The sequence below is a fragment of the Labilibaculum manganireducens genome (assembly GCF_002843385.1).
In the GTDB taxonomy this organism is placed as follows: Bacteria; Bacteroidota; Bacteroidia; order Bacteroidales; family Marinifilaceae; genus Labilibaculum; species Labilibaculum manganireducens.
On record NZ_MVDE01000028.1, the window covers coordinates 36,660 to 57,320 of the forward strand.

21 protein-coding genes are annotated in these 20,661 nt (G+C 35.4%); 13 read left to right on the top strand and 8 right to left on the bottom strand.

The window, feature by feature from the left end:
• Positions 1-31 precede the first annotated feature (31 nt).
• The 6 genes from BZG01_RS15775 to BZG01_RS15800 all read left to right on the top strand — a co-directional run bounded on the left by BZG01_RS15775 (position 32) and on the right by BZG01_RS15800 (position 4,890).
• Positions 32-1,549, top strand: coding sequence for an MATE family efflux transporter (locus BZG01_RS15775; RefSeq protein WP_101310806.1), 1,518 nt, complete (start codon positions 32-34; stop codon positions 1,547-1,549).
• Positions 1,524-2,216 carry a tRNA (5-methylaminomethyl-2-thiouridine)(34)-methyltransferase MnmC2 gene (mnmC2, locus tag BZG01_RS15780; RefSeq protein ID WP_180327349.1) on the top strand — a complete coding sequence of 231 codons (693 nt, stop codon included), beginning with the start codon at positions 1,524-1,526 and terminating at the stop codon, positions 2,214-2,216. The genes BZG01_RS15775 and mnmC2 overlap by 26 nt, the downstream gene beginning before the upstream one ends.
• Positions 2,217-2,373: 157 nt before the next feature.
• Positions 2,374-2,976 carry a BamJ family beta-barrel-assembly machinery protein gene (gene bamJ / locus BZG01_RS15785; RefSeq protein ID WP_101310808.1) on the top strand — a complete coding sequence of 201 codons (603 nt, stop codon included), beginning with the start codon at positions 2,374-2,376 and terminating at the stop codon, positions 2,974-2,976.
• A gap of 31 nt (positions 2,977-3,007) precedes the next feature.
• On the top strand, positions 3,008-3,709 hold the full coding sequence (gene bamJ, locus BZG01_RS15790; protein ID WP_101310830.1) for a BamJ family beta-barrel-assembly machinery protein: 702 nt from the start codon (positions 3,008-3,010) through the stop codon (positions 3,707-3,709).
• A gap of 351 nt (positions 3,710-4,060) precedes the next feature.
• A complete protein-coding gene (locus BZG01_RS15795; protein ID WP_101310809.1) occupies positions 4,061-4,498 on the top strand; it encodes a peptidylprolyl isomerase in 438 nt (145 codons plus the stop codon).
• Between the two features lie 20 nt (positions 4,499-4,518).
• Positions 4,519-4,890, top strand: a complete 372-nt coding sequence (locus BZG01_RS15800; protein ID WP_101310810.1) for a DUF3127 domain-containing protein — start codon at positions 4,519-4,521, stop codon at positions 4,888-4,890.
• 98 nt (positions 4,891-4,988) lie between these two features.
• On the opposite strand, the gene BZG01_RS15805 is transcribed toward BZG01_RS15800, so the two are convergent.
• A complete protein-coding gene (locus BZG01_RS15805; RefSeq protein ID WP_101310811.1) occupies positions 4,989-5,411 on the bottom strand; it encodes a hypothetical protein in 423 nt (140 codons plus the stop codon).
• Positions 5,412-5,441: 30 nt separating this feature from the next.
• Positions 5,442-6,017 carry an RNA polymerase sigma factor gene (locus BZG01_RS15810; RefSeq protein ID WP_101310812.1) on the bottom strand — a complete coding sequence of 192 codons (576 nt, stop codon included), beginning with the start codon at positions 6,015-6,017 and terminating at the stop codon, positions 5,442-5,444.
• Positions 6,018-6,378: 361 nt separating this feature from the next.
• Between BZG01_RS15810 and BZG01_RS15815 the strand changes: the two genes are divergently transcribed.
• Entirely contained in the window at positions 6,379-6,714 is a 336-nt protein-coding gene (locus BZG01_RS15815) for a DUF6249 domain-containing protein (protein ID WP_101310813.1), read from the top strand.
• A gap of 79 nt (positions 6,715-6,793) precedes the next feature.
• Here the strand turns inward: BZG01_RS15815 and BZG01_RS15820 are convergent, their stop codons facing one another.
• Positions 6,794-8,077, bottom strand: coding sequence for a M64 family metallopeptidase (locus tag BZG01_RS15820; RefSeq protein WP_101310814.1), 1,284 nt, complete (start codon positions 8,075-8,077; stop codon positions 6,794-6,796).
• 110 nt (positions 8,078-8,187) lie between these two features.
• Here BZG01_RS15820 and BZG01_RS15825 point away from each other — a divergent pair, with 110 nt between their 5' ends.
• The 4 genes from BZG01_RS15825 to BZG01_RS15840 all read left to right on the top strand — a co-directional run bounded on the left by BZG01_RS15825 (position 8,188) and on the right by BZG01_RS15840 (position 11,681).
• Complete coding sequence (locus BZG01_RS15825; RefSeq protein WP_101310815.1) at positions 8,188-9,426, top strand: mechanosensitive ion channel family protein; 1,239 nt, start codon at positions 8,188-8,190, stop codon at positions 9,424-9,426.
• A 2-nt stretch (positions 9,427-9,428) separates the two neighbouring features.
• On the top strand, positions 9,429-9,722 hold the full coding sequence (locus BZG01_RS15830; RefSeq protein WP_101310816.1) for a PQ-loop repeat-containing protein: 294 nt from the start codon (positions 9,429-9,431) through the stop codon (positions 9,720-9,722).
• A gap of 40 nt (positions 9,723-9,762) precedes the next feature.
• The gene (locus tag BZG01_RS15835) at positions 9,763-10,317 is read left to right on the top strand and encodes a chalcone isomerase family protein (RefSeq protein ID WP_101310817.1); all 555 of its coding nucleotides are present in this window, start codon (positions 9,763-9,765) and stop codon (positions 10,315-10,317) included.
• A 278-nt stretch (positions 10,318-10,595) separates the two neighbouring features.
• Positions 10,596-11,681: a 3-oxoacyl-ACP synthase III family protein gene (locus tag BZG01_RS15840; protein ID WP_101310818.1), complete on the top strand. Its 1,086-nt coding sequence runs from the start codon at positions 10,596-10,598 to the stop codon at positions 11,679-11,681.
• A 383-nt stretch (positions 11,682-12,064) separates the two neighbouring features.
• On the opposite strand, the gene rlmB is transcribed toward BZG01_RS15840, so the two are convergent.
• The 4 genes from rlmB to BZG01_RS15860 form a co-directional block, all read right to left on the bottom strand.
• On the bottom strand, positions 12,065-12,805 hold the full coding sequence (rlmB, locus tag BZG01_RS15845; RefSeq protein ID WP_101310819.1) for a 23S rRNA (guanosine(2251)-2'-O)-methyltransferase RlmB: 741 nt from the start codon (positions 12,803-12,805) through the stop codon (positions 12,065-12,067).
• A gap of 12 nt (positions 12,806-12,817) precedes the next feature.
• A complete protein-coding gene (locus BZG01_RS15850; RefSeq protein ID WP_218973137.1) occupies positions 12,818-14,059 on the bottom strand; it encodes a DUF418 domain-containing protein in 1,242 nt (413 codons plus the stop codon).
• A 58-nt stretch (positions 14,060-14,117) separates the two neighbouring features.
• Positions 14,118-16,058 (bottom strand): ABC-F family ATP-binding cassette domain-containing protein, encoded by a 1,941-nt coding sequence (locus tag BZG01_RS15855; protein ID WP_101310821.1) that lies wholly within the window; start codon positions 16,056-16,058, stop codon positions 14,118-14,120.
• 85 nt (positions 16,059-16,143) lie between these two features.
• Positions 16,144-16,890 carry an AAA family ATPase gene (locus BZG01_RS15860; RefSeq protein ID WP_101310822.1) on the bottom strand — a complete coding sequence of 249 codons (747 nt, stop codon included), beginning with the start codon at positions 16,888-16,890 and terminating at the stop codon, positions 16,144-16,146.
• 163 nt (positions 16,891-17,053) lie between these two features.
• Here BZG01_RS15860 and BZG01_RS15865 point away from each other — a divergent pair, with 163 nt between their 5' ends.
• On the top strand, positions 17,054-17,494 hold the full coding sequence (locus BZG01_RS15865) for a SpoIIAA family protein (protein ID WP_101310823.1): 441 nt from the start codon (positions 17,054-17,056) through the stop codon (positions 17,492-17,494).
• Between the two features lie 238 nt (positions 17,495-17,732).
• On the opposite strand, the gene BZG01_RS15870 is transcribed toward BZG01_RS15865, so the two are convergent.
• The gene (locus BZG01_RS15870; protein ID WP_101310824.1) at positions 17,733-18,848 is read right to left on the bottom strand and encodes a glycoside hydrolase family protein; all 1,116 of its coding nucleotides are present in this window, start codon (positions 18,846-18,848) and stop codon (positions 17,733-17,735) included.
• A 209-nt stretch (positions 18,849-19,057) separates the two neighbouring features.
• On the opposite strand from BZG01_RS15870, the gene rlmD reads away from it, so the two are divergent.
• A complete protein-coding gene (gene rlmD, locus BZG01_RS15875) occupies positions 19,058-20,467 on the top strand; it encodes a 23S rRNA (uracil(1939)-C(5))-methyltransferase RlmD (RefSeq protein WP_101310825.1) in 1,410 nt (469 codons plus the stop codon).
• Positions 20,468-20,661 lie beyond the last annotated feature (194 nt).

The window sequence follows — 20,661 nt, forward strand, 5'->3', positions numbered from 1 at the left end:
ACCCGTTCCTGTAAGAACCAAAATAAGTAAAGTGAATCAAATTAAAGATCTTACCAGAGGAAAAATTTTTCCTCAAATTATAAAACTGGCTATCCCAATAATTGCCACCTCATTTGTGCAAATGGCATACAACATGACGGATATGGCGTGGTTGGGGCAAGTTGGAAGCGAAACTGTAAGTGCTGTTGGGATAGCTCTTTATCTGGTTTGGTTTGGTTCTTCACTCCTCTTTATCACCAAAATTGGTGCTGAAGTTGGAATTTCACAATCAATTGGAAGTAAAAATCTTGAACGGGCACAATCCTTTGCAAAAAACGCGTTCAGCTTATCTTTTATTATCTCCATTGCATTTGCTTTATCAGTATGGATATTTGCCGACTCTATTGTAGGTCTTTTTAATATTAAAAGTGAATTTGTAAACGGAACGGCCTTAAAATACCTTCGGATAATTGCCGTTGGAATGCCATTTACCTATTCCAACATCACTATGGCGGGTATTTATAATGGTGTTGGCAATACAAAAACCTCATTTTGGATCAATGCCTCCGGCTTGATTATAAATATGATACTCGATCCAATTCTTATTTTTGGTTGGGGAAGTATTCCAGGTATGGGTGCCGAAGGTGCAGGAATCGCGACCGTAATTTCTCAGCTAAGTGTTTTTCTACTATTTATATACTACTTGTATATCAAGGAAAATCCATTACAAATCAAAAACTATTTAGGGAAAATTCAAAAAGAATTCTTCCTCCCAATCCTAAAGATCGGAGGTCCTGTTGCCCTCCAATCAGCTTGTTTTGCCTTTATCGCTATGATTTTAGCAAGGGTGATTAACAATATTTCTCATGGAAATCCCATTCCTTTTTCAGTTCAATCGATAGGATCACAAATAGAAGCACTATCCTGGATGACCGCCTCGGGTTTCTCAACTGCATTGGGCACATTCACAGGTCAGAATTATGGAGCAAATAAATGGAGACGCATTCAAAAAGGTTTCTTCATCACATTAGGAATAGCAGGTTTTATAGGATTCATTAGTACTTTGCTCTTCCTTTTTGCAGGCGATCATATTTTCGGATTGTTTATAAATAACAGTGAAAATAATGTGGTGCATATGGGCATGGTTTACCTATTTATTCTTGGTATCTCACAGATATTTATGTGTGTTGAAATTACAGCAACAGGAGCCTTTAACGGAATTGGACGGGCAGTTCCACCTGCAATAATTGGAATTATTGGGAACCTGATGCGAATTCCCTTTGCCTATATATTGAGCTACACTTTAGTTGATTATCTACCTGAATTTCAGAACTGGATATCTTCTGAGTCTGTTTCGGCGACAGGTGTTTGGTGGGGATTAACCATTAGCAGCATATTAAAAGGAAGTATTTTATTTTTGTGGTTCCTTTTTTTACTGAACAAACATCCCGAAAACAAGTCTCCAATTCCTTTAAAACGCTTATGGATAAGAATAATTCCTAGCAGATTACGCCAGTCCTCTACAATCCTTAATCCAATCGAGAATGAAGAATTTAAAAAGAGAGCTTAAAATAACTGAAGATGGTTCTCATACCCTCTTTGTTCCTGAATTAAATGAGCATTACCATTCTACTCATGGCGCTATTCAGGAAGCGATGCATGTGTATTTAAATGCAGGATTCAATTTTTGCACGCAGGATCCAATTCACATTTTAGAAATTGGTTTTGGTACAGGACTAAACTGCTTCCTCACTCTTATTGAAGCCGAAAAACAAAACAGAACCGTTATTTATCATTCAATAGAATTGTATCCGATAAAAAAAGAACACATTCAAAGCCTGAATTACACCGATCAAATAGAAGGATCAGACAGAGACGTTTTTTTAAAGCTGCATCAGACAGCATGGAATCAGGAAGTTGAAATCACAAAAGCATTTACACTAAACAAACTGCAGGGCGATCTCAGAAAAATCATTTTCCCTGCTGCGTATGATCTTATCTATTTTGATGCCTTTGCTCCTGATATTCAGCCCGATTTATGGACTCAGGATATTTTTGAAAAGCTGCACAATCACCTGAAAGAAGATGCAGTTTTAACAACCTACTCTACAAAAGGAATCATAAAACAAGCTCTGAGAGGTGCAGGATTTGAGGTAAAACGTCTGCCTGGCCCACCCGGTAAACGACAAATGCTGCGGGCAAAGAAGTTATGCATCAACACAAAACCAAATAATTGAATGAAGATCTTTTTTTATTGGAAGTTAAATGCAAAAAAAGGTTAATTACAAGTTGATTTTCGATATTCTGAGAGAAAAGTTTTACCTTAGACGATTCTTATGATCTTGCTGATCATAAATAAAATTGAATTATTATAATTAAATATACAATACCCGAATGAAGTACACAGAAGAACAAGATAAGGTAAGTTATTGCCTTGGATTAAGCATCGCAAGTAATTTAATAACTTCAGGAGTTAAAACAATTAGTGTTGAGCCATTTATGGAAGCTTTGGATGCTGCATTTAATGGAAAAATGCCGGAACTATCTCCGGAAGAGGCCAATGGAATTCTTCAGGAATTTTTTGGTAAACTGCAGGAAGAACAAGCTGGAAAAGCGGTTGAAGCAGGAACAAAATTTTTAGAAGAGAACTCTAAAAAAGAAGGTGTTGTAAGCCTTGAAAGCGGACTTCAATACGAAATTATCACAGAAGGAAAAGGAGACACTCCAAAAGGAACTGACAGTGTTAAATGTCACTACCATGGAACTTTAATTGACGGAACAGTTTTCGATAGCTCTGTAAAAAGAGGTGAACCTGCTGTATTTCCGGTAAATGGAGTTATTAGAGGTTGGGTCGAAGCTCTTCAACTAATGCCTTTAGGTTCAAAATGGAAACTATATGTTCCTTCGGACTTAGCTTATGGTGCACAGGGTGCTGGAAACCTTATCGGCCCACACACAACTTTAATTTTCGAAGTTGAATTACTTGAAATCGTATAATTATATTAATAACCATAACAATCCAAAAAAAATGAAACTAAAAGTATTATCTATTGTACTAGGTCTTGGACTAATAACATTGGCTTCTTGTAATCAAAAAAGAAATAAAAGTGTTGCTCTAAACAACGAACTTGACTCTGTTAGTTATAGTTTAGGTGCTAGTTTTGGTACTAACCTTGAGCGTAACGGACTTACTAATTTGAACGAAGAAGTTCTTTTGGCTGCATTGTATGCTTCTCTTGACAAAGATTCATTGGTAATTGATCCTCAAAAAGGAAATGCAGTTATCAACAACTACATCAAAGGTCTTCAGGAAAAAATTGGTGCTGAAAACTTAGCTAAAGGTCAAAAATTCTTAGAAGAAAACAAATCAAAAGAAGGTGTTGTTGTTACTGCAAGTGGTTTACAATACCGTATTATTAACGAAGGAGACGGTCCTAAACCTCTTGCTACTGATAAAGTTTCAGTTCACTACAAAGGAACGACTATTGACGGTAATGAATTTGACTCTTCTTATAAAAGAAACGAACCAGCTACATTTGCTGCTAACCGTGTAATTAAAGGATGGACTGAAGCATTACAATTAATGCCTGTAGGTTCTAAATGGGAATTATTTATTCCTTCGAACCTTGCTTACGGTCCACGTGCAATGGGAGCTGATATCAAAGCAAACGAAACTTTAATTTTCGAAGTTGAATTGTTGGATATCGTAAAAGACGAAGAAAAAAAATAATTGATTACTCCTTTTAATCAGGACAATTAATTTAGAAACAATCACCCCTTTTGGAGTTTTCCAGAAGGGGTTCTTTTTTCTTTTTTGACAAAGAATCTTTTTTTAGATTTGCATTCTTTTGCAACTGCAATTGCATTGTTGTAAATTTAAAATCTTGTTTTTAGAAGAATGGATTAATTTTATATAAATGCACTTATAACCAGTGTCTTAACAAAGCACATCCTTCTATTTTATAAAAACCGGACTTTTGCAAATGGAAACAATTACTTCTCAATATTCTCGTGCAGGAGAATTAATGAGTCGGAATTCTCCTTTTGATACTAAAATTGAAATAATTTAAAACAAATAAAAATGATGCACGCAGAAATTCATACCGAAAAGGGAATTATGAAAGTGGAATTCTTTGAGAATGATGCTCCGAAAACTGTTGAGAACTTTGTTAATCTATCAGAATCTGGATTTTACGATGGACTGACTTTTCACCGGGTTATTCCAAATTTTGTGATTCAAGGTGGTTGTCCGGATGGCACAGGTGCCGGCGGGCCAGGTTACTCAATCAATTGTGAATTGAATGGTGAAAATCAATATCACGACAGAGGCGTTTTATCGATGGCTCATGCCGGAAGAAATACTGGTGGATCGCAATTTTTCATTTGCCATAGCCGCGAAAACACTTCCCACTTAGATCGCCAGCATACTTGTTTTGGCAAAGTGGTTGAAGGCTTAGAGGTGATTGATGCAATTCGTGCAGGAGACAGCATTGATAAAATTGTAATCGTAAAAGAATAATACAAAATATACAGAACATTATGAATTTTGAAATTAATGGTAAAATGATCGTGAAAGAGGAAACTCAATCAATCAGCGATCGTTTCAAAAAAAGAGAATTTGTTATTGAAGTTGAAAATGAAAGAAATTCTGAGTGGAATGATTTTATTAAATTTCAACTAACACAGGATCGCTGCGATTTATTGGAAACAATTTCTTTGTACGAAGAAATTAAAGTTTCTTTTAATGTTCGTGGCCGTAAATGGGAAAAAGATGGAAAAGTAAACTACTTTTCGAATCTTGAAGCCTGGAGAATTGAAAAAGTACAAGCTGGTTCTCCGGTTCCTGAAATGCCTGAATTTAGAGCAGAGGACGTTCCTCCTGCACCGGAAGAAGATGATCTTCCTTTTTAGAAAATACAAAAACCGCACTAAAAAGTGCGGTTTTTTCAATTAAAAAAATCAAATATTACTGAAGTGCCGATACAATACCGACTGTGTTTGCTCTCCTATTAATGATGCAATAATTTATTAACAATTCTATCGAAAGCCACTAATCCTCCAAAAGAAACAGCAACAATGTAAACCATTACCGGAAGTTTAATTAAACTCTCAAATACCTTAATTAAGGTCTGATTTATTGGTTGTAATAATACAGCATCAATTTGATGTAAAAATGGATTTTCAGCAGAACTAATTAAAGTTCTCACATCAGTCCCCAAAAGAATAAGTACAACAAGTAAAATAAGTCCGCTTATCCAAATCCATTGATTTCTCGAAATCGGTTTCTTCATTTCAATTGGTTTTGCAAGCCAATCCTGCATTACCATATCCATAACCCTATTCGTAAATTGAGCAGAAGGATCCTCCAACTCAACATCCTTCATCAGTTCTTTGATAAAATCATCTTTATAGATATCTTCTTTTTTGCTCATTGTAGTCTAATTTTATATTCTTTCGAATATCTATAATATCGTTTTTAATTCACCATGCAAAGCCAACTCCAGCAGATTATAAAGCTTTTTTCTTGCACGATGCAATTTCACCTTAACATTGGAAGCACTTAAACCGGTAATAGAGCAAACCTCATCTACCGAATTTTCTTCCAGGTAAAACAGAGTAATCAGACACCTTTCATCAGCAGGCAACCTGTTTAATGCTTCGGAAAGATATTTTTTCCTTTCTATATTTCTTACTTCCTGCAAGGCTGATTGAGTCGATTTAACATTTACCGAACTTGTAAAATCATCATCAATAGAACTTACATCTAATTTTTTCTTTCTTAATCGCGATATTGCTGTATTATAAATAATTCGATATATCCAGGTTGAAAATTTTGCATCTCCTTTATAGCTATCCAAGGCCTGATATGCTTTCAAAAACGCATCTTGAGCAATTTCTTCGGCATCTTCACGATTTCCCATCAATTGTAAGGCAACATTAAATGTCATCTTCCTGTATTTATTTACAAGAAAAGCATATGCCCCGGGATCTCCTTCTCTAATTCTGGCTATATAATAGCTATCCTTTTGAAACTTCATATACAGATTGTGCTTTCAATTTAGAAAAACAAGGTCATCAACTAAAAAGACATCGTTTCGCTTCATAATGTTGCGTTGATTCACTTCTTTTTTCCCTTTTTATTGAACCATCTACAACTTAGACGCAAAGAATCTAAAATCGGTTACAGCTTATTCTATAAATTCAATATTTTTTTTTGCAATTCATTAATAGCAAGTTAATACAATGATTTTTAATGAAATAATTGTAAGCGTTAAAAATATCTTAAAAGATTTGTAACCTGTTTGAAAGAGGTGGCGTCATAAAGTTGAATGCAAAAATCAAGCTTTAATTTTCGTTCATAATCAATATAATAATAGTTTAATCTTAAAAACTTTAATCATGGATATAACTGCAGTAATAGCAATCATTTCGTCATTCGGAATCGTTCCTTTGATCATATTTTTAGTTCATCGTCACAAAGAAAGAAAGGCATTAATTGAAAAAGGCATGGATATGAGCCTTTTAGTCGGAGACAAAAAGTGCAGTACTTTAGAAAGTTTAAAATATGGAGTTCTTCTAATTGGTCTCGCAATTGGAATTCTAATAGGAAACATTTTAGATGCTTACACTGGTTTAAATGAAGAAGTATCTTACTTTTCTATGATCTTCTTATTTGGTGGACTTGCTCTGTTAGTATTCTACGGACTAGCGAAAAAACAAGAGGCTGAGAAATAAACCAAGCCTTTTACAAAAAATGCGCTCCAAACCGGAACGCATTTTTTTTTATTTTCTTATTATGAGGTCTTAACATCATTTATTTTCCGATATGAAACAGGATCACCTTTTCAACAGCTTTCTCACAAACCGGGCAAAAATGCTTCATTTTATTCGATTTCATTTTACAATCCTGCATGGGAGAATAAATCCCTTTGTCCATATAACCTCCACCTTCAAACACGCCTAAATTATCAATAAAATCTTTCGTTCTCGGTGTAGGAACCGGAATCGAATCATCGAGCATATTTTTCCATTTCGACTCAAAATTAACCAGAGTGGTAATATTTGGCTCCCAAGGTTCAATTTCCAGATTATAAAAATCTTCGTATGCCACTTCCGAGGAATAATATTCATCTCCCAAACCGGCAAACCCATGACCAAATTCATGACTCGACACCTCGTAGGACAATGCATTATCGGCCGAGCAACTTGAATAATAATTGTAGAATCCACCTCCACCGTACTTATCAGTATTAATCAGCACAAATATCTGATCGTAAGGAACATTTGCAGAAATATCATGTATGGATTTAATATCAAAAGTTGTTAGGTAACGATCGACATCGAAAGTATAAAAAGTAGTATTTACAGCAGTGTTTTTATAGATATTTTCGCCCGGAATATCAGTTCCTGAATCTTCGGAAACGGCTTCTAAAGCATATATATTAAATCGGTCTGCATATCTGTTAAATGGAGGTACATCAAGCAAATAACCTGCTACACGTTTGGCATCCGCCCTAAATTTTTCCATTTCATCAGCAGTATACCCTTCCGCTATAAAAGCAATATCTACACTTTCCGCAGGATCTCCATCTCCCATAATCTTTGTAAATGAAACACTCCCGGGCTTTTCTTTACCAATAAAATAATTAGTCGGGTCAATCTTATATTCCCATATTTTCTCCATACTGCCATCCCAGTTTCTGGATTCCAACACAAATAGTGCTGTTTTTTTAGGATAAGGCATTACGTTTACCTGATAAAATGCTCTTTTTAATTCTTTTGCTTCGGCTGTTGATTGCCATTCCTGAAACAAAGAGTTAAAACCCTTTGAATAAATTAATTCTCCGGACTCCACATCAAAAAGTTTAAAACGGAATGTTCCATATCCAAACTGATCAATTAAATTGATTTTACTTCCTCCCCAATTAGGCTCTTCTTTTAATTCTTTCAGAAAAATAGTTTGAGAATTGGCATCACCACCCATCATATAATCAATCCTCAGAGTCTTACTTTCAAAATATTTATCAAAATTATTTTGTCCGTAACAAACCGAAGAGATTGCAATTAGTACAAATACCAGTAAAGATTTTGTCGTCATAATAGTTGTTTTTGCATTTAGAGCCTAAATTTACAAATTATAATGAATACACTTTTCTTTTCCTGCAAGGAATAGATATCTTAGATTTTTAATTTATAACTTTTTACTTCATGAAAGAACTTTTGGGCGTTCAATTAAAAAATTGGTTGATCAACGAAGGAATAACCGAATATTGGGCAATAATACTACAATCAGTCATCGCAATCATTATTGTTATTTTCATTGCATGGATATGTGATGTTATTGCAAAAAAAGTCTTAATCACAATCATCACCAAATTGGTTCGAAAAACGAAAACAAATTGGGATGATATTCTTTTGGAACGAAAAGTATTCAATAAAATAGCACATTTTGCTCCCGCCGCAATCATATATTTTAGTGCAGGAATGCTTGATCATCAAGGCTTAAATAATTTCATCCAAAATAGTTCATATGTGTATATGGTGATATTGGCAATCATGCTGATTGACACATTTTTGAATGCTGGAAATGATATTTACAATACACTCCCCATTAGTAAAACCAGACCAATTAAAGGTTTCCTGCAGATTGTGAAAATCTTCTTTTACTCAATGGGAATTATTTCCATTGTAGCTCTGTTTATTCATAAAGATCCACTAACAATTCTTGCTGGAATGGGAGCTTTTGCTGCTGTTATTCTATTAATATTTAAAGATACAATACTCGGATTTGTTGCTTCTATTCAACTATCTGCCAACAAGATGGTAAATATAGGTGATTGGATATCAATGCCATCAAAAGGAGCCGACGGAACTGTTATAGATATCAGTTTAAACACTGTTAAAGTTCAAAACTGGGACAAGACCATTAGTACCATTCCAACATACGCTTTGGTTTCTGAATCGTTCAACAATTGGAAAGGAATGGAAGAATCAGGTGGCCGAAGAATAAAACGCCATCTAAATCTGGATGTAAAATCGATTCATTTTTTAAGTGAAGAAGAAATCGAAAAATTTGAAAAAATTCGTTTGCTAAAGGATTATCTGATTGAAAAAAAGAATGAAATCCGGGCAAACAATCCAGAAGGTGAAATTCCTGTGAATCAAAGAAGACTGACCAATGTTGGTACCTTCCGAAAATATATTGAAGCTTATCTTCAGGAACACCCCAAAATTCATAATGATATGACATTCCTTGTGCGCCAGTTACAAGTATCAGAAAAAGGATTACCCTTAGAAATATACGTATTCTCAAACGACCAGGAATGGGCAAATTACGAGGCCATTCAAGCTGATATTTTCGATCATATATTAGCAATTGTTCCGGAATTTAATTTAAGAGTATTCCAAAATCCAACTGGAGATGATTTTCAAAAATTAGCAAATTAAGAATGAAAACAACATTACCAAAATTGAATTTCTTTGAATCATTAGGTTGGTTTGGGAATATTATTTTAAGCATTGGCGTAATACCTCAGGTAGTACAAACCTACAAAACACATGATGTTTCAAGTTTTAACTGGCCTTTTTTACTCATGTGGGCTTTTGGAGTGTTCTTTACTTTTATTTATATTGTAAACGGAGATTTAAAATCCAATAAGCGTCAATACCCACTGTGGCTTAATTATTTAGTAAATATATTTGCTACCTTTTACCTGTGTTACGCTAAACTGATATTCAGTTAATAAAAATTACATCAGACATCAACCTAATCACTTAAAAAAGATGAAAAAACTACTTACTCTTTTTCTTTTACTCTCAAGCTTTTACGGTTTTTCTCAAACAAGAATTGGAGGGGTTGAACTACCAAACGAACTGATTATTAAGGAGCACTCATTGCAATTAAAAGGTGCAGGAACTCGTGTTAAACTTTGGATGGACATGTACGCAATGGGTCTGTATCTTTCAAAAGATATGAATGATGCTGAAAAAATTATCACCGCAGATGAGAGTATGGGAATCCGCTTGGAAATTATATCCGGATTAATTACATCAGAAAAAATGGAAAAAGCCACCAGAGATGGCTTTAAGAATGCTACAAATGGTGAAATGGAAAATATTAAACAGGAAATTGATGATTTTATCTCTGTTTTTCTGGGAGGTATTGAGAAAAAAGACGTTTTTGAATTTATATACTCGCCTGCAGACGGAACTTTAGTATATAAAAACGGTAAATTAAAACAATCTATTAGAGGGTTGTCATTCAAACAAGCCCTATTTGGCATATGGCTTTGTAACAAACCAGCAGATAAAAACCTAAAAGAAAAATTAGTAAACTAGTCAATCCCTTTGCATTACACATATTCAAACTATTTTAGTTAGGTATTACCTATTTCTTTTATGATTGGTGAAATTGCAATAGAACACCTAAATTTCGTTTAAAAAACACCAAATTTAAAATAAATATCTACCTTAGCTACGTATACCTAACTGTAAGTTGACCTTTCAACTTATCAATAAACACAAATCTTTCGGACACCAAAAAATTGTCTCTTAAGAAAATTTTGTGCACCTAAAAATAAGTGCACATTTAATTATTTGAAACAAAAACAATAACAATGAGTACCAAAAGATTTTCGAAAATTGTTGGGTCAGGTAGTTATATCCCGACAGTTCAAATTAAAAATGAGCATTTTTTAAATCATGAATTTTTCGAACCAAACGGACAGAAAATTGAAACATCTCCCGAAATAATAATAGAAAAGTTTAAAGATATTACCGGTATCACGGAGAGAAAATATGCCTCTGATGATCAACAAAACTCTGATCTTGCTTATTTAGCAGCAAAAGATGCTTTAGAATCATCTAAAATAGATAAAGAAAGTTTAGACTATATAATCGTTGCCCACAATTTTGGAGATGTTAAACCAAACTCTACGCTGACAAATCAGTTGCCTTGTTTAGCTGCAAAAGTGAAAAATCTTCTTCAAATTGAGAATCCTAAAACGATAGCTTACGATATTTTATTTGGATGTCCGGGTTGGATTCAAGGTATGATTCAAGCTGATTATTATATCAAATCGGGCGATGCGCAACGGGTAATGGTTATTGGATCAGAAACTTTGTCAAGAGTTTGTGATCCGCACGACAGAGATAGCATGATTTATTCTGATGGCGCCGGTGCTGCAATACTGGAAGCATGTGAAGCGGAAGAAGCATCGGGAATATTATCTCATGCCGTGAGAACCGATACGATTAATGAGGCTTTCTTTTTGCGTGCTGACATTTCGGACAATGCCGATTTTGAAGGAAACAGCAATAGTCTTTTCATTAAAATGTACGGACGTAAAATTTACGAGTATGCCATCACAAATGTTCCGGGCGTAGTAAAGGAAAGTATTGATAAGGCCGGTTTGGGAATTAAGGATATTAAAAGAATTCTTATTCATCAGGCCAACGAAAAAATGGATGAAGCCATTGCTAAAAGACTCTTCCGTTTGTATCAGGAAAAAAATATTCCAAAGGATATAATGCCAATGATTATTAAAGAAATGGGAAACAATTCAGTCGCAACTGTACCAATTCTTTACGATCAAATTGCCAAAGATAAATTAGACGATCATAAATTAAATGAAGGTGATTACGTTGTTTTTGCTTCTGTTGGTGCTGGTATGAATATTAATGCTTTTGTGTATAAGGTTTAATTGCATGCTAAAGTGATGCGTAAAAAAACAAGTCTTTTTTCAAAAGAATCTTCGAAAAGGTTTGCAATCCAAAATTAATTTTAGCAAATTAGCGGAGCTGAATCTGAAACACACAGGGAGACAGAGGAGATAGACAATATTCAGAAGTCAGAATCAAACTGCATTCTAACCCTAAGATTACTATAGATAATTACCCGATCAAATTCGTTTGATTCGGGTAATTCTTTTTTAAAACAGACTGACTATTCGAGGTCAGAATTTATTTTCCTCAATAAAACTTTATTAAAAAACGATTTAAATCTTCTCTTGATTATTATTGTTAACCAATAACAAAAAACGCAGAAATTAAATTTCTGCGTTCAAATCTATGTTCTTTTAGAAGACTAACTTCTTTGTCTCACTGCCTCGTATACCATTAAGGATGCTGCAACAGATACATTCAATGATTGGATTGATCCGGTAATTGGAATTTTAACCTGCTCGTCAGCCAAGCGAAGCAAAGCATCCTCAATACCAACATCTTCCGATCCCATAACAATAGCTGTTGCTAATGTAAAATCACCTTCAGTATAAACTTTTTCAGCCTTTTCGGTTGCTGCGATAATTCGAATTCCTTCTTTCTTCAGATAACGGGCAAGAGTCTTTAAATTTTGAACCCTGCAAACAGGTATGTTATACAAAGCTCCGGCGGATGTTTTTATAGAATCAGGAGTAATCTTTGCTGAATTCTTAAAAGGAATTACAATGGCATGTACACCAGCACATTCAGCAGAACGGGCAATCGCACCAAAGTTCCGCACATCTGTAATTTCATCTAAAAGCAATAAAAGAGGTGTTTTACCCTGAGCAAAAAGTTCAGGTACAATTTCTTCTATTTCCTGATAAGGAATTGGAACAATTAAAGCAATAACTCCCTGATTGTTATGCTGATCCAAAGAATTCAACTTCTCAACAGGAACAAATTGATATTCAACTCCCTTTTCGCGGATTAAATCGAATAATTCTTGAAACAAAGGACCTGCTAATCCCGTTTTGATCAATACCTTTTCAATTTCCTTTTCACTTTTTATTGCTTCCATTGTTGCTCTGATTCCGAACAACATCTCTTGTCTTTGTTTAGCCATCGATTAATTTGCTTATTGGTGTTTTACATTCATTAATAATTGTGGCTTCGCCTTATATGTCAGATATCGCCACAACCATTCAAATGGTCCCATTTTATAATATTTCAACCAAATAATGGAAGAAATCAATTGAAAAGTCCAGATTAACAAAACCCAAATCAGTAATTCTATTCTTGAGTAACGTGCAAACATTCCAAAACCATAACTATAAAAAATAATGGAACAAATTATGGATTGACAAAGGTAGTTCGTAAAAGCCATTCGACCAACTGCTTCAAAACCTTTTGTTAAAAAACGCAAAATTTTCAATTGATAAATCAGAATGATCAAACCAATATAGCCCAATGAGGAAAATAAACTGCCAAAATAATTGAACTGATAGCCGTATTTAAAGAAATGAATTACCTCCCATTTAGTTTCAACAATGCGATGAAATCCTTCATTGGCAAAAAAAGTACCTATGCCAATTCCCAGAATAGCCATCAGTAAATAAAATAGTTTCGATTTTTTCGCGGCCAAAACTCCATTGTTCAGCAATACCATTCCCAGCAGCATTACTCCGGTTGTTCTCCATAAAGACAGCATAAAAAATGAGCCTACCTGATAATTCATATTCAACTGAGCTCTTTTCACGAAAATATCAAACCAACTTCCTATTCGATACAAATCTATTTCAGCTGCCAACAGGTTTGGTGCAGGGCTAAAATCTGCCATAGCCTCTTTAGCCATTTCGGGTGACATACTTTCAATGGAGCTCCCTACCAAGTAAAAAAATCCCATAGGGATTAGATATAGTAGTGCGCACAGAATGATTTTCCAACTATCTTTCAACTTTCGAAGCAGAACTGCGATCAAACCCACAATGGCATAAGCAACCAAAATATCTCCAAACCAAATTAAATAAGCATGCAGCATTCCAAACAGCAGCAACCACATCATGCGTCGAATGTGAAATTTTGAACCATCAAATCCCTTGTCATTTAGCCGGTTAATAAACAGCAGAATACCTGCACCAAATAAAATGGAGAAGATGGTCATAAACTTCAATTCACCAAATACATTCACGAAATAATAGAATATATAATCGGATGCAGACAACTCTCCCATTACTGATGGGTTGGAAAAAGAGGCATTGGGAAGCCCAAACAACTGAATATTTATCAACAAAATTCCTAAAAGAGCAAATCCCCGAAGGATATCGAGAGATTGAATTCTTTCATTGCGTAAGGTTGGCTTTGCAGAAAGTGAGGTCATCATTTTTGTTCCAAGATAGTAATTATCTAAAAATCAACACTTCGAACTTTAAAATTTACTATTCCCCTTTTTCAGCAATTAGCTGCTCTAATTCTTCATTTAAATTCTCCCAATCAGACATTTCTTTTTCAAGATCTTTCTTGGCTTTTTCATATTTCGAAAAAAGAGACTGATCCTGCATATTTTCAGGATTTGCAAGTAACTCTTCCATCTGTGCTATTTGCTCTTCAAATCGTGCTATATTATCTTCTGAATTTGAAACAGCTCTTTCCATTTTAGAGATCTTCTTATTCATCTCTTTCCGCTCCAAATAATTCAACTTATTATCAGAAGGCGCAACATCTGCCTGAACTACAGAAACAGCTTTCTTCACTTCCAATTCCTTTAAGGAATCCATCTTCTTGGTCTGCAGAAAATCATAAATTCCACCCAAATGTTCCTTTATCTTTTTATTGGTAAACTCGTACACTTTTGATGACAAACCATTTAAAAATTCACGATCGTGAGAAACTACGATTACCGTACCATCAAATTGATTCAATGCTTCTTTCAAAACATCTTTCGATCTCATATCCAAATGGTTGGTAGGCTCATCGAGTACAAGGAGGTTCACTGGTTCCAAAAGCAAGCGAATCATCGCCAAACGGGAACGCTCTCCTCCCGATAAAACCTTCACTTTTTTATCAATGTCCTCGCCCCGAAACATGAAAGCACCCAAAATATCACGAATCTTAGTACGGACATCTCCAACAGCAACATCATCAATCGTTTCGAATACCGATTTGTTTTCGTTCAGCATCTGAGCCTGATTTTGAGCAAAATAACCAATCTTCACATTGTGTCCCAACTTACATGTTCCCGTATGCTCGAGTTCGCCCATCAAGACTTTTACCAGTGTTGATTTCCCTTCTCCATTCTTACCCACAAAAGCAAGTTTCTCTCCTCTTTCAATTACAAATTCAAGCTCATTTAAAACCAAATGATCACCATATGCCTTGCTCAAATTTTTCACCTCACAAACCAAATCGCCCGATCGTGGTGCCGGCGGAAATTTCAGGCTTAGTTTCGAACTATCCTCCTCATCAATTTCGATACGGTCAATTTTATCCAATTGCTTGATACGGGACTGAACCTGAACCGATTTTGTTGCCTTATATCGAAAACGCTCAATAAAGTCTTCAGTATCTTTTATTTGTTTTTGCTGATTAATGTAGGCTTTCATTTGCTGTTCGCGACGCTCTGCGTGCAGAACAACATATTGTGAATAGGGAACTTTGTAATCGTATATTTTACCAACAGAAATTTCAACTGTTCTATTGGTAATATTATCCAAAAATGCCCGGTCATGAGACACCAATACTACGGCTCCCGGATAAGTTTTCAAAAAATCCTCCAGCCACTGAATTGATTCAATATCCAAATGATTCGTTGGCTCATCGAGAAGGAAAACATGTGGACGACGCAACAAGATTTTGGCCAATTCTACGCGCATTCTCCATCCTCCGCTAAATTCTGTAGTCTGTCGAATAAAATCACTTCTTAAAAATCCCAATCCAAGTAAAGTACGTTCAGCTTCGGCCTCGATATTTTCACCACCCATCATATGGTAGCGGTCGTTTTTATCAGTAAGCCGCTCTATCAGCTTCATGTACTCTTCCGATTCGTAATCGGTTCGTTCGGCAATTTCCGAATTAATTGCTGCAATTTCCTTTTCTAAACCTAACACCTCTTCAAAAGCAGATAAGGCCTCTTCCATCACAGTATTACCGTCGATATGATTTACCTGCTGAGGTAAGTATCCTATTTTAATCTCATTTGGTAATGATACAGTTCCTGTTGTAGGTGCCTGAAAACCGGCAAATATTTTTAGCAAAGTTGATTTTCCTGCACCATTCTTCCCAACCAATCCAATTCGGTCACGAGTATTTACAATAAAACTTACTTGCTTAAAAAGGGTAAAGCCACCAAATTCAACCGTAAGATTGTTAATAGAGATCATACTAATTCATGTTTTTCTGTTAAAGCGACAAAGATAACAACAGTTCTCAGTTATCTGTAATCATTGATCAGTAAATACAAGCATCCTAATTATCACAAATCACGGTCAGCTTATCTTCCTGCAAAATTTTTGCTTTTTTTATTAATTCTGATTGAATGATATTTTCTTTCACTTCGAGCATCACAATGGTTTCAGCCTCGGCAAAAGAGATATCATAAATCCGGTTTACTTTCTGATATTCCTTCGGATATTTTGAAATCAACTGATCGTACAATTGATCCAAATAAATTTTCGATGGGTTGTGAAATTCCAGCTTCAACTCAAAACGTCGAACCAAGGCCTCATCAATTAGGTCAATTTGGTTGGTCGCCGCAATTAGAATCGAGTTTTTTGGTAACGAATCAATCTGTTGAATCATACTATTCACCACCCGTTTCATCTCACTGCTATCGGTATTGTCATAGTTTCTTTCTTTACCCAAAGAATCGAACTCATCGAAAAACAAAACAGCTTCCTGAGTTTCTGCCATTTTAAATGCTGCTGCAATATTTCTTGAAGTCTCTCCTAATTTAGACGAGACAATATTACCCAAATTAATCGTTTTCAACTTTTTGCCCAACTTATTGGCAATTGCCCTGGCTGTCATGGTTTTTCCACAACCTGATTTCCCAAAAAGCAAGAGTTTATTCACTACCGGCAAACCAAATCTATTCAGTATTTCAAGGTGCTCGTACTCTCTTAAAAACTGTTCCACTTGAACCGACAACTCCTTATCAAAAACTATATCCTCAAAATCGACCCGTCCCATATTGGGAACAAATAAATGATTCATACTTCGCTTATATGTTTGTGTTTAAATATTTTGCAAACCTAACATTTAATCTTCAATCCGGAAAAAATCATTTGGTAGTTTTATAAAAAGAATTACATTTGCAAACCCATAAAAAAACCAACCTATGAATATGCAAATCAATTAATTAACAAAATAAAAAAAAGTGGGGAATTCTTATTACAACTATGTAGAGGAACACAAGCTTCTTATAGAATGCTTTTGCGGAGAGACGAAGATTGAAGATGTATTTGAATTAAAAAATAAAATTGAAGCTAATTTAAGCCAAGTGCCTAAATTTAGCGTTTTGGTTGACATTCAAGAAAATACCGATAAGCCTTTTCATAAAATGAATGATGCTTTTATCGAATTCTATTCGAAGTCTGAATTAACTTTAAAAATTAACCGTATTGCTGTTGTTACAGACACGCCAAGTCAGGTTGTAAACACCATACTTTTCATCGATGGCTTAAAAGAAGTATTCGATATACCAATAAGAGTATTTAGTTCCCTCGAACCAGCTATTAACTGGCTGCATTCAGATGTTAGTATTGACAAAATAAAATTGATGCTTGAAGGCTTTAAAAACACAACTGTGTTAAAATAAAAAAGAGGGTGTCCAAAAAGTTCATTTTTATTGTCATTCTGAGCTTGTCGAAGAATCTTTCACTCTGAAAAACAGATGTTTCGACTTCAACATGACAGTCCAATACAAGACATTACTTTTTGGACATCCTCTTACTGTTTCCAGATTTAATACCAAATTAACATCAAAACATGCCTTATTAAATGTTTCTTTCAGCCATATCTTCGTTAAAAAAGATGCATCGTAACATGGTTATGCTTTACTTTTTAGAATAATCTTTATAAATCGCTTTTTTAAATTCCGCCCAATGAGCTTCAGTCATTCTATCGGGCGTAAATAAACAAATTCCTTTTGCTCCGTTAACCATCGACTCGCGTATTGCTTCGCCCAATTCCTCCGGCAGTAAACCATGATTTTCAGGGTCTGCTTCTTTCGACTTAGAATCAGGCTTTGGACAAATGAATAAACCGCTGTAAACAGGTTTTTCTCCCTTTACACTTTCAGATGATTCTTTACACATCTTACCAACCCATTCTGTACCCTCTAAATAAAAATCGTTATAATTCATTGGGTAAAAAGCATCTAAATTCCATTTATCCCACTCCTGACGAACCATTTTCACTGCGTGAGAATGCGGACCGGGAAATACTGCCGCTGTAATTTCTTTTCCTTGCGCATGTACATCCTCAACCAAACGGTTTACTAATTTCGTGATTAAATCCTGACGGAATTGTTTCCATTCCTGAATATCTCTTGCTTCGGTCTGATTGGTAATTTCAATACCCGTTTTAGCTTTGAAATCGGCTTTGCACTTGTCGCAGTAACAATAGTCATACTCAGGATATTCCTTATCCATTACCAAACCGTACTTCTTCCAAAGTCCTTTCGCCAAAATTACATCCGGGAAACGGATATAGTCCAAATGAATTCCATCAACTTCCGGTAAGGCGGCGATTTTGGTATATAATGCAGACAAATATTGATAGACCTCTTCCCTGTTCGGACACAAAAATGTGTAATGATCTACATAAGCAGGTTTCTCGTAAGCTGATTCCCCGTTTCCATTAACGGCATACAATTCCGCAGGAATGTTTTCATCACGTCCTTGTACCATAGTTGGTATCCATGTATGAAATTCGAGGCCTGCCTCTTTGGCAATTTTACCAACACGTTGATAAACCGAAGGATCATGACCTCCGTTGTACATCAAACCATCAATTCCTTTTTCTTTTAAATCAGTAAAGTTTGCTTTTAACTCAATATCTGTGGCCTCACCGGGACCACCCACCCATGCAAAACATGGAACTTTTGTTGTTGGTTTCGTTCCACACGAAATCAATACAAACAATGCAAAAACAGCAAGTAACTTGTTCATAGTACTTTTATAAAAATTGAAATGTGGCTTTGGAATACGAAGTAAAGATATAAAATTAAGTAGAAACAGCGATTCTCTTTTTGCTCTTAGGCTTTAGTTTAGGGCATTTCTGATAATAATGAGAATGTGTTTCGACTTTTTGACCTTTCAACCTTTCGACCTTTCGACTTTTATCTATCTTTGTGCCCATATTTAAAAACAATTGAATCGTGGGAAGAAATAGAAAGCAAAAACCACTTCTGGAAAAACTAGTAATAGAGAAGTTAGCCGCCGAAGGCAAGGCAATTGGTAAAGTTGATGACAAAATTGTATTTGTTACCGGTGTAATACCTGGCGATATTGTTGATGTGCAGGTCAACAAGAAACGCAAAAGTTTTATGGAAGGCTATCCTGTTGCTTTTCACCAACATTCTCCAATGAAAATAGATGCATTTTGTGAGCATTTTGGAGTTTGTGGTGGCTGCAAATGGCAAAATCTACCCTACGAAGAACAACTAAAATTTAAACAACAGGAAGTTATTGACAATTTGGAACGGATTGGCAAAGTAGAACTGAATGGTATAAATGATATTCTGGCATCAGAAAAAACTGAATTTTACCGCAACAAACTGGAATTTACGTTTTCGAACAAGCGTTATCTTACCAACGAGGAAATTGCACTTAGCGATGATATAAAAAGAACTCCTGCGCTTGGTTTTCACGTGCCAAAATTATTCGACAAGGTGGTTGATATCAACAAATGTCATCTGCAGCCTGAACCATCAAATGCGGTTCGTTTGGCCATAAAAGAATATGCTTTCGCTAATGATTTATCCTTTTTTGATATCAGAAATCAGGAAGGTTTTCTAAGAACACTGGTAATTAGAACCTCTTCAACAGGTGATGTAATGATTATTGTTGTTTTTTACCATGAAGATGTTGAAAAACGGGAAGGATTACTAAAGCACCTTGCAGAAAAATTCCCGGAAATCACCTCGTTAATGTATGTGATTAACGAAAAGGCCAACGACTCAATTACCGATCAGGAAGCCATCCTGTACAAAGGAGAAGACCATATTTTTGAGCAAATGGAAGATCTGCGTTTTAAAATTGGTCCAAAATCGTTCTACCAAACCAATTCGGAGCAAGCCTACAATTTGTATTGCAAAACACGCGAATTTGCCGAATTAACAGGTGACGAAGTAGTTTACGATTTGTATACCGGAACCGGAACCATTGCTAATTTTATTGCCAAACAGGCAAAAAAAGTAATTGGTATTGAATACGTTCCCGAAGCCATTGCCGATGCTAAGGTGAATTCTGAAATTAACGGAATCAGCAATACTGAATTTTTCGCCGGCGATATGAAAAATGTTCTCACCAAAGAATTTATAGAGCTTCACGGTCAGCCGGATACAATTATTGTTGATCCGCCAAGAGCAGGAATGCACGCCGATGTAGTGGAAACAATTCTGCACGCAGCTCCCAAACGCATTGTTTATGTAAGCTGTAATTCGGCCACTCAGGCACGCGATTTAGCCCTAATGGACGAAGCCTACAAAGTAACCAAAGTACAGGCTGTTGATATGTTCCCACACACACATCATGTGGAGAATATTGTGCAGCTGGAGAGAAGGTAATCATTCAAAACAAACAGAAAATCCCTCTTAAATTGCTTTAAGAGGGATTTTTATTTAGAATTAATTCCCAACACAACATTTAAATATGCTATGACAGTTCATTGAACAGCTATCTTGAAAAAAAACGATCGCAAACCATAGCCTTCACATTTTATGCTTACCGCAAAAAGTTGCGAACGTTACCGCAATTTTTT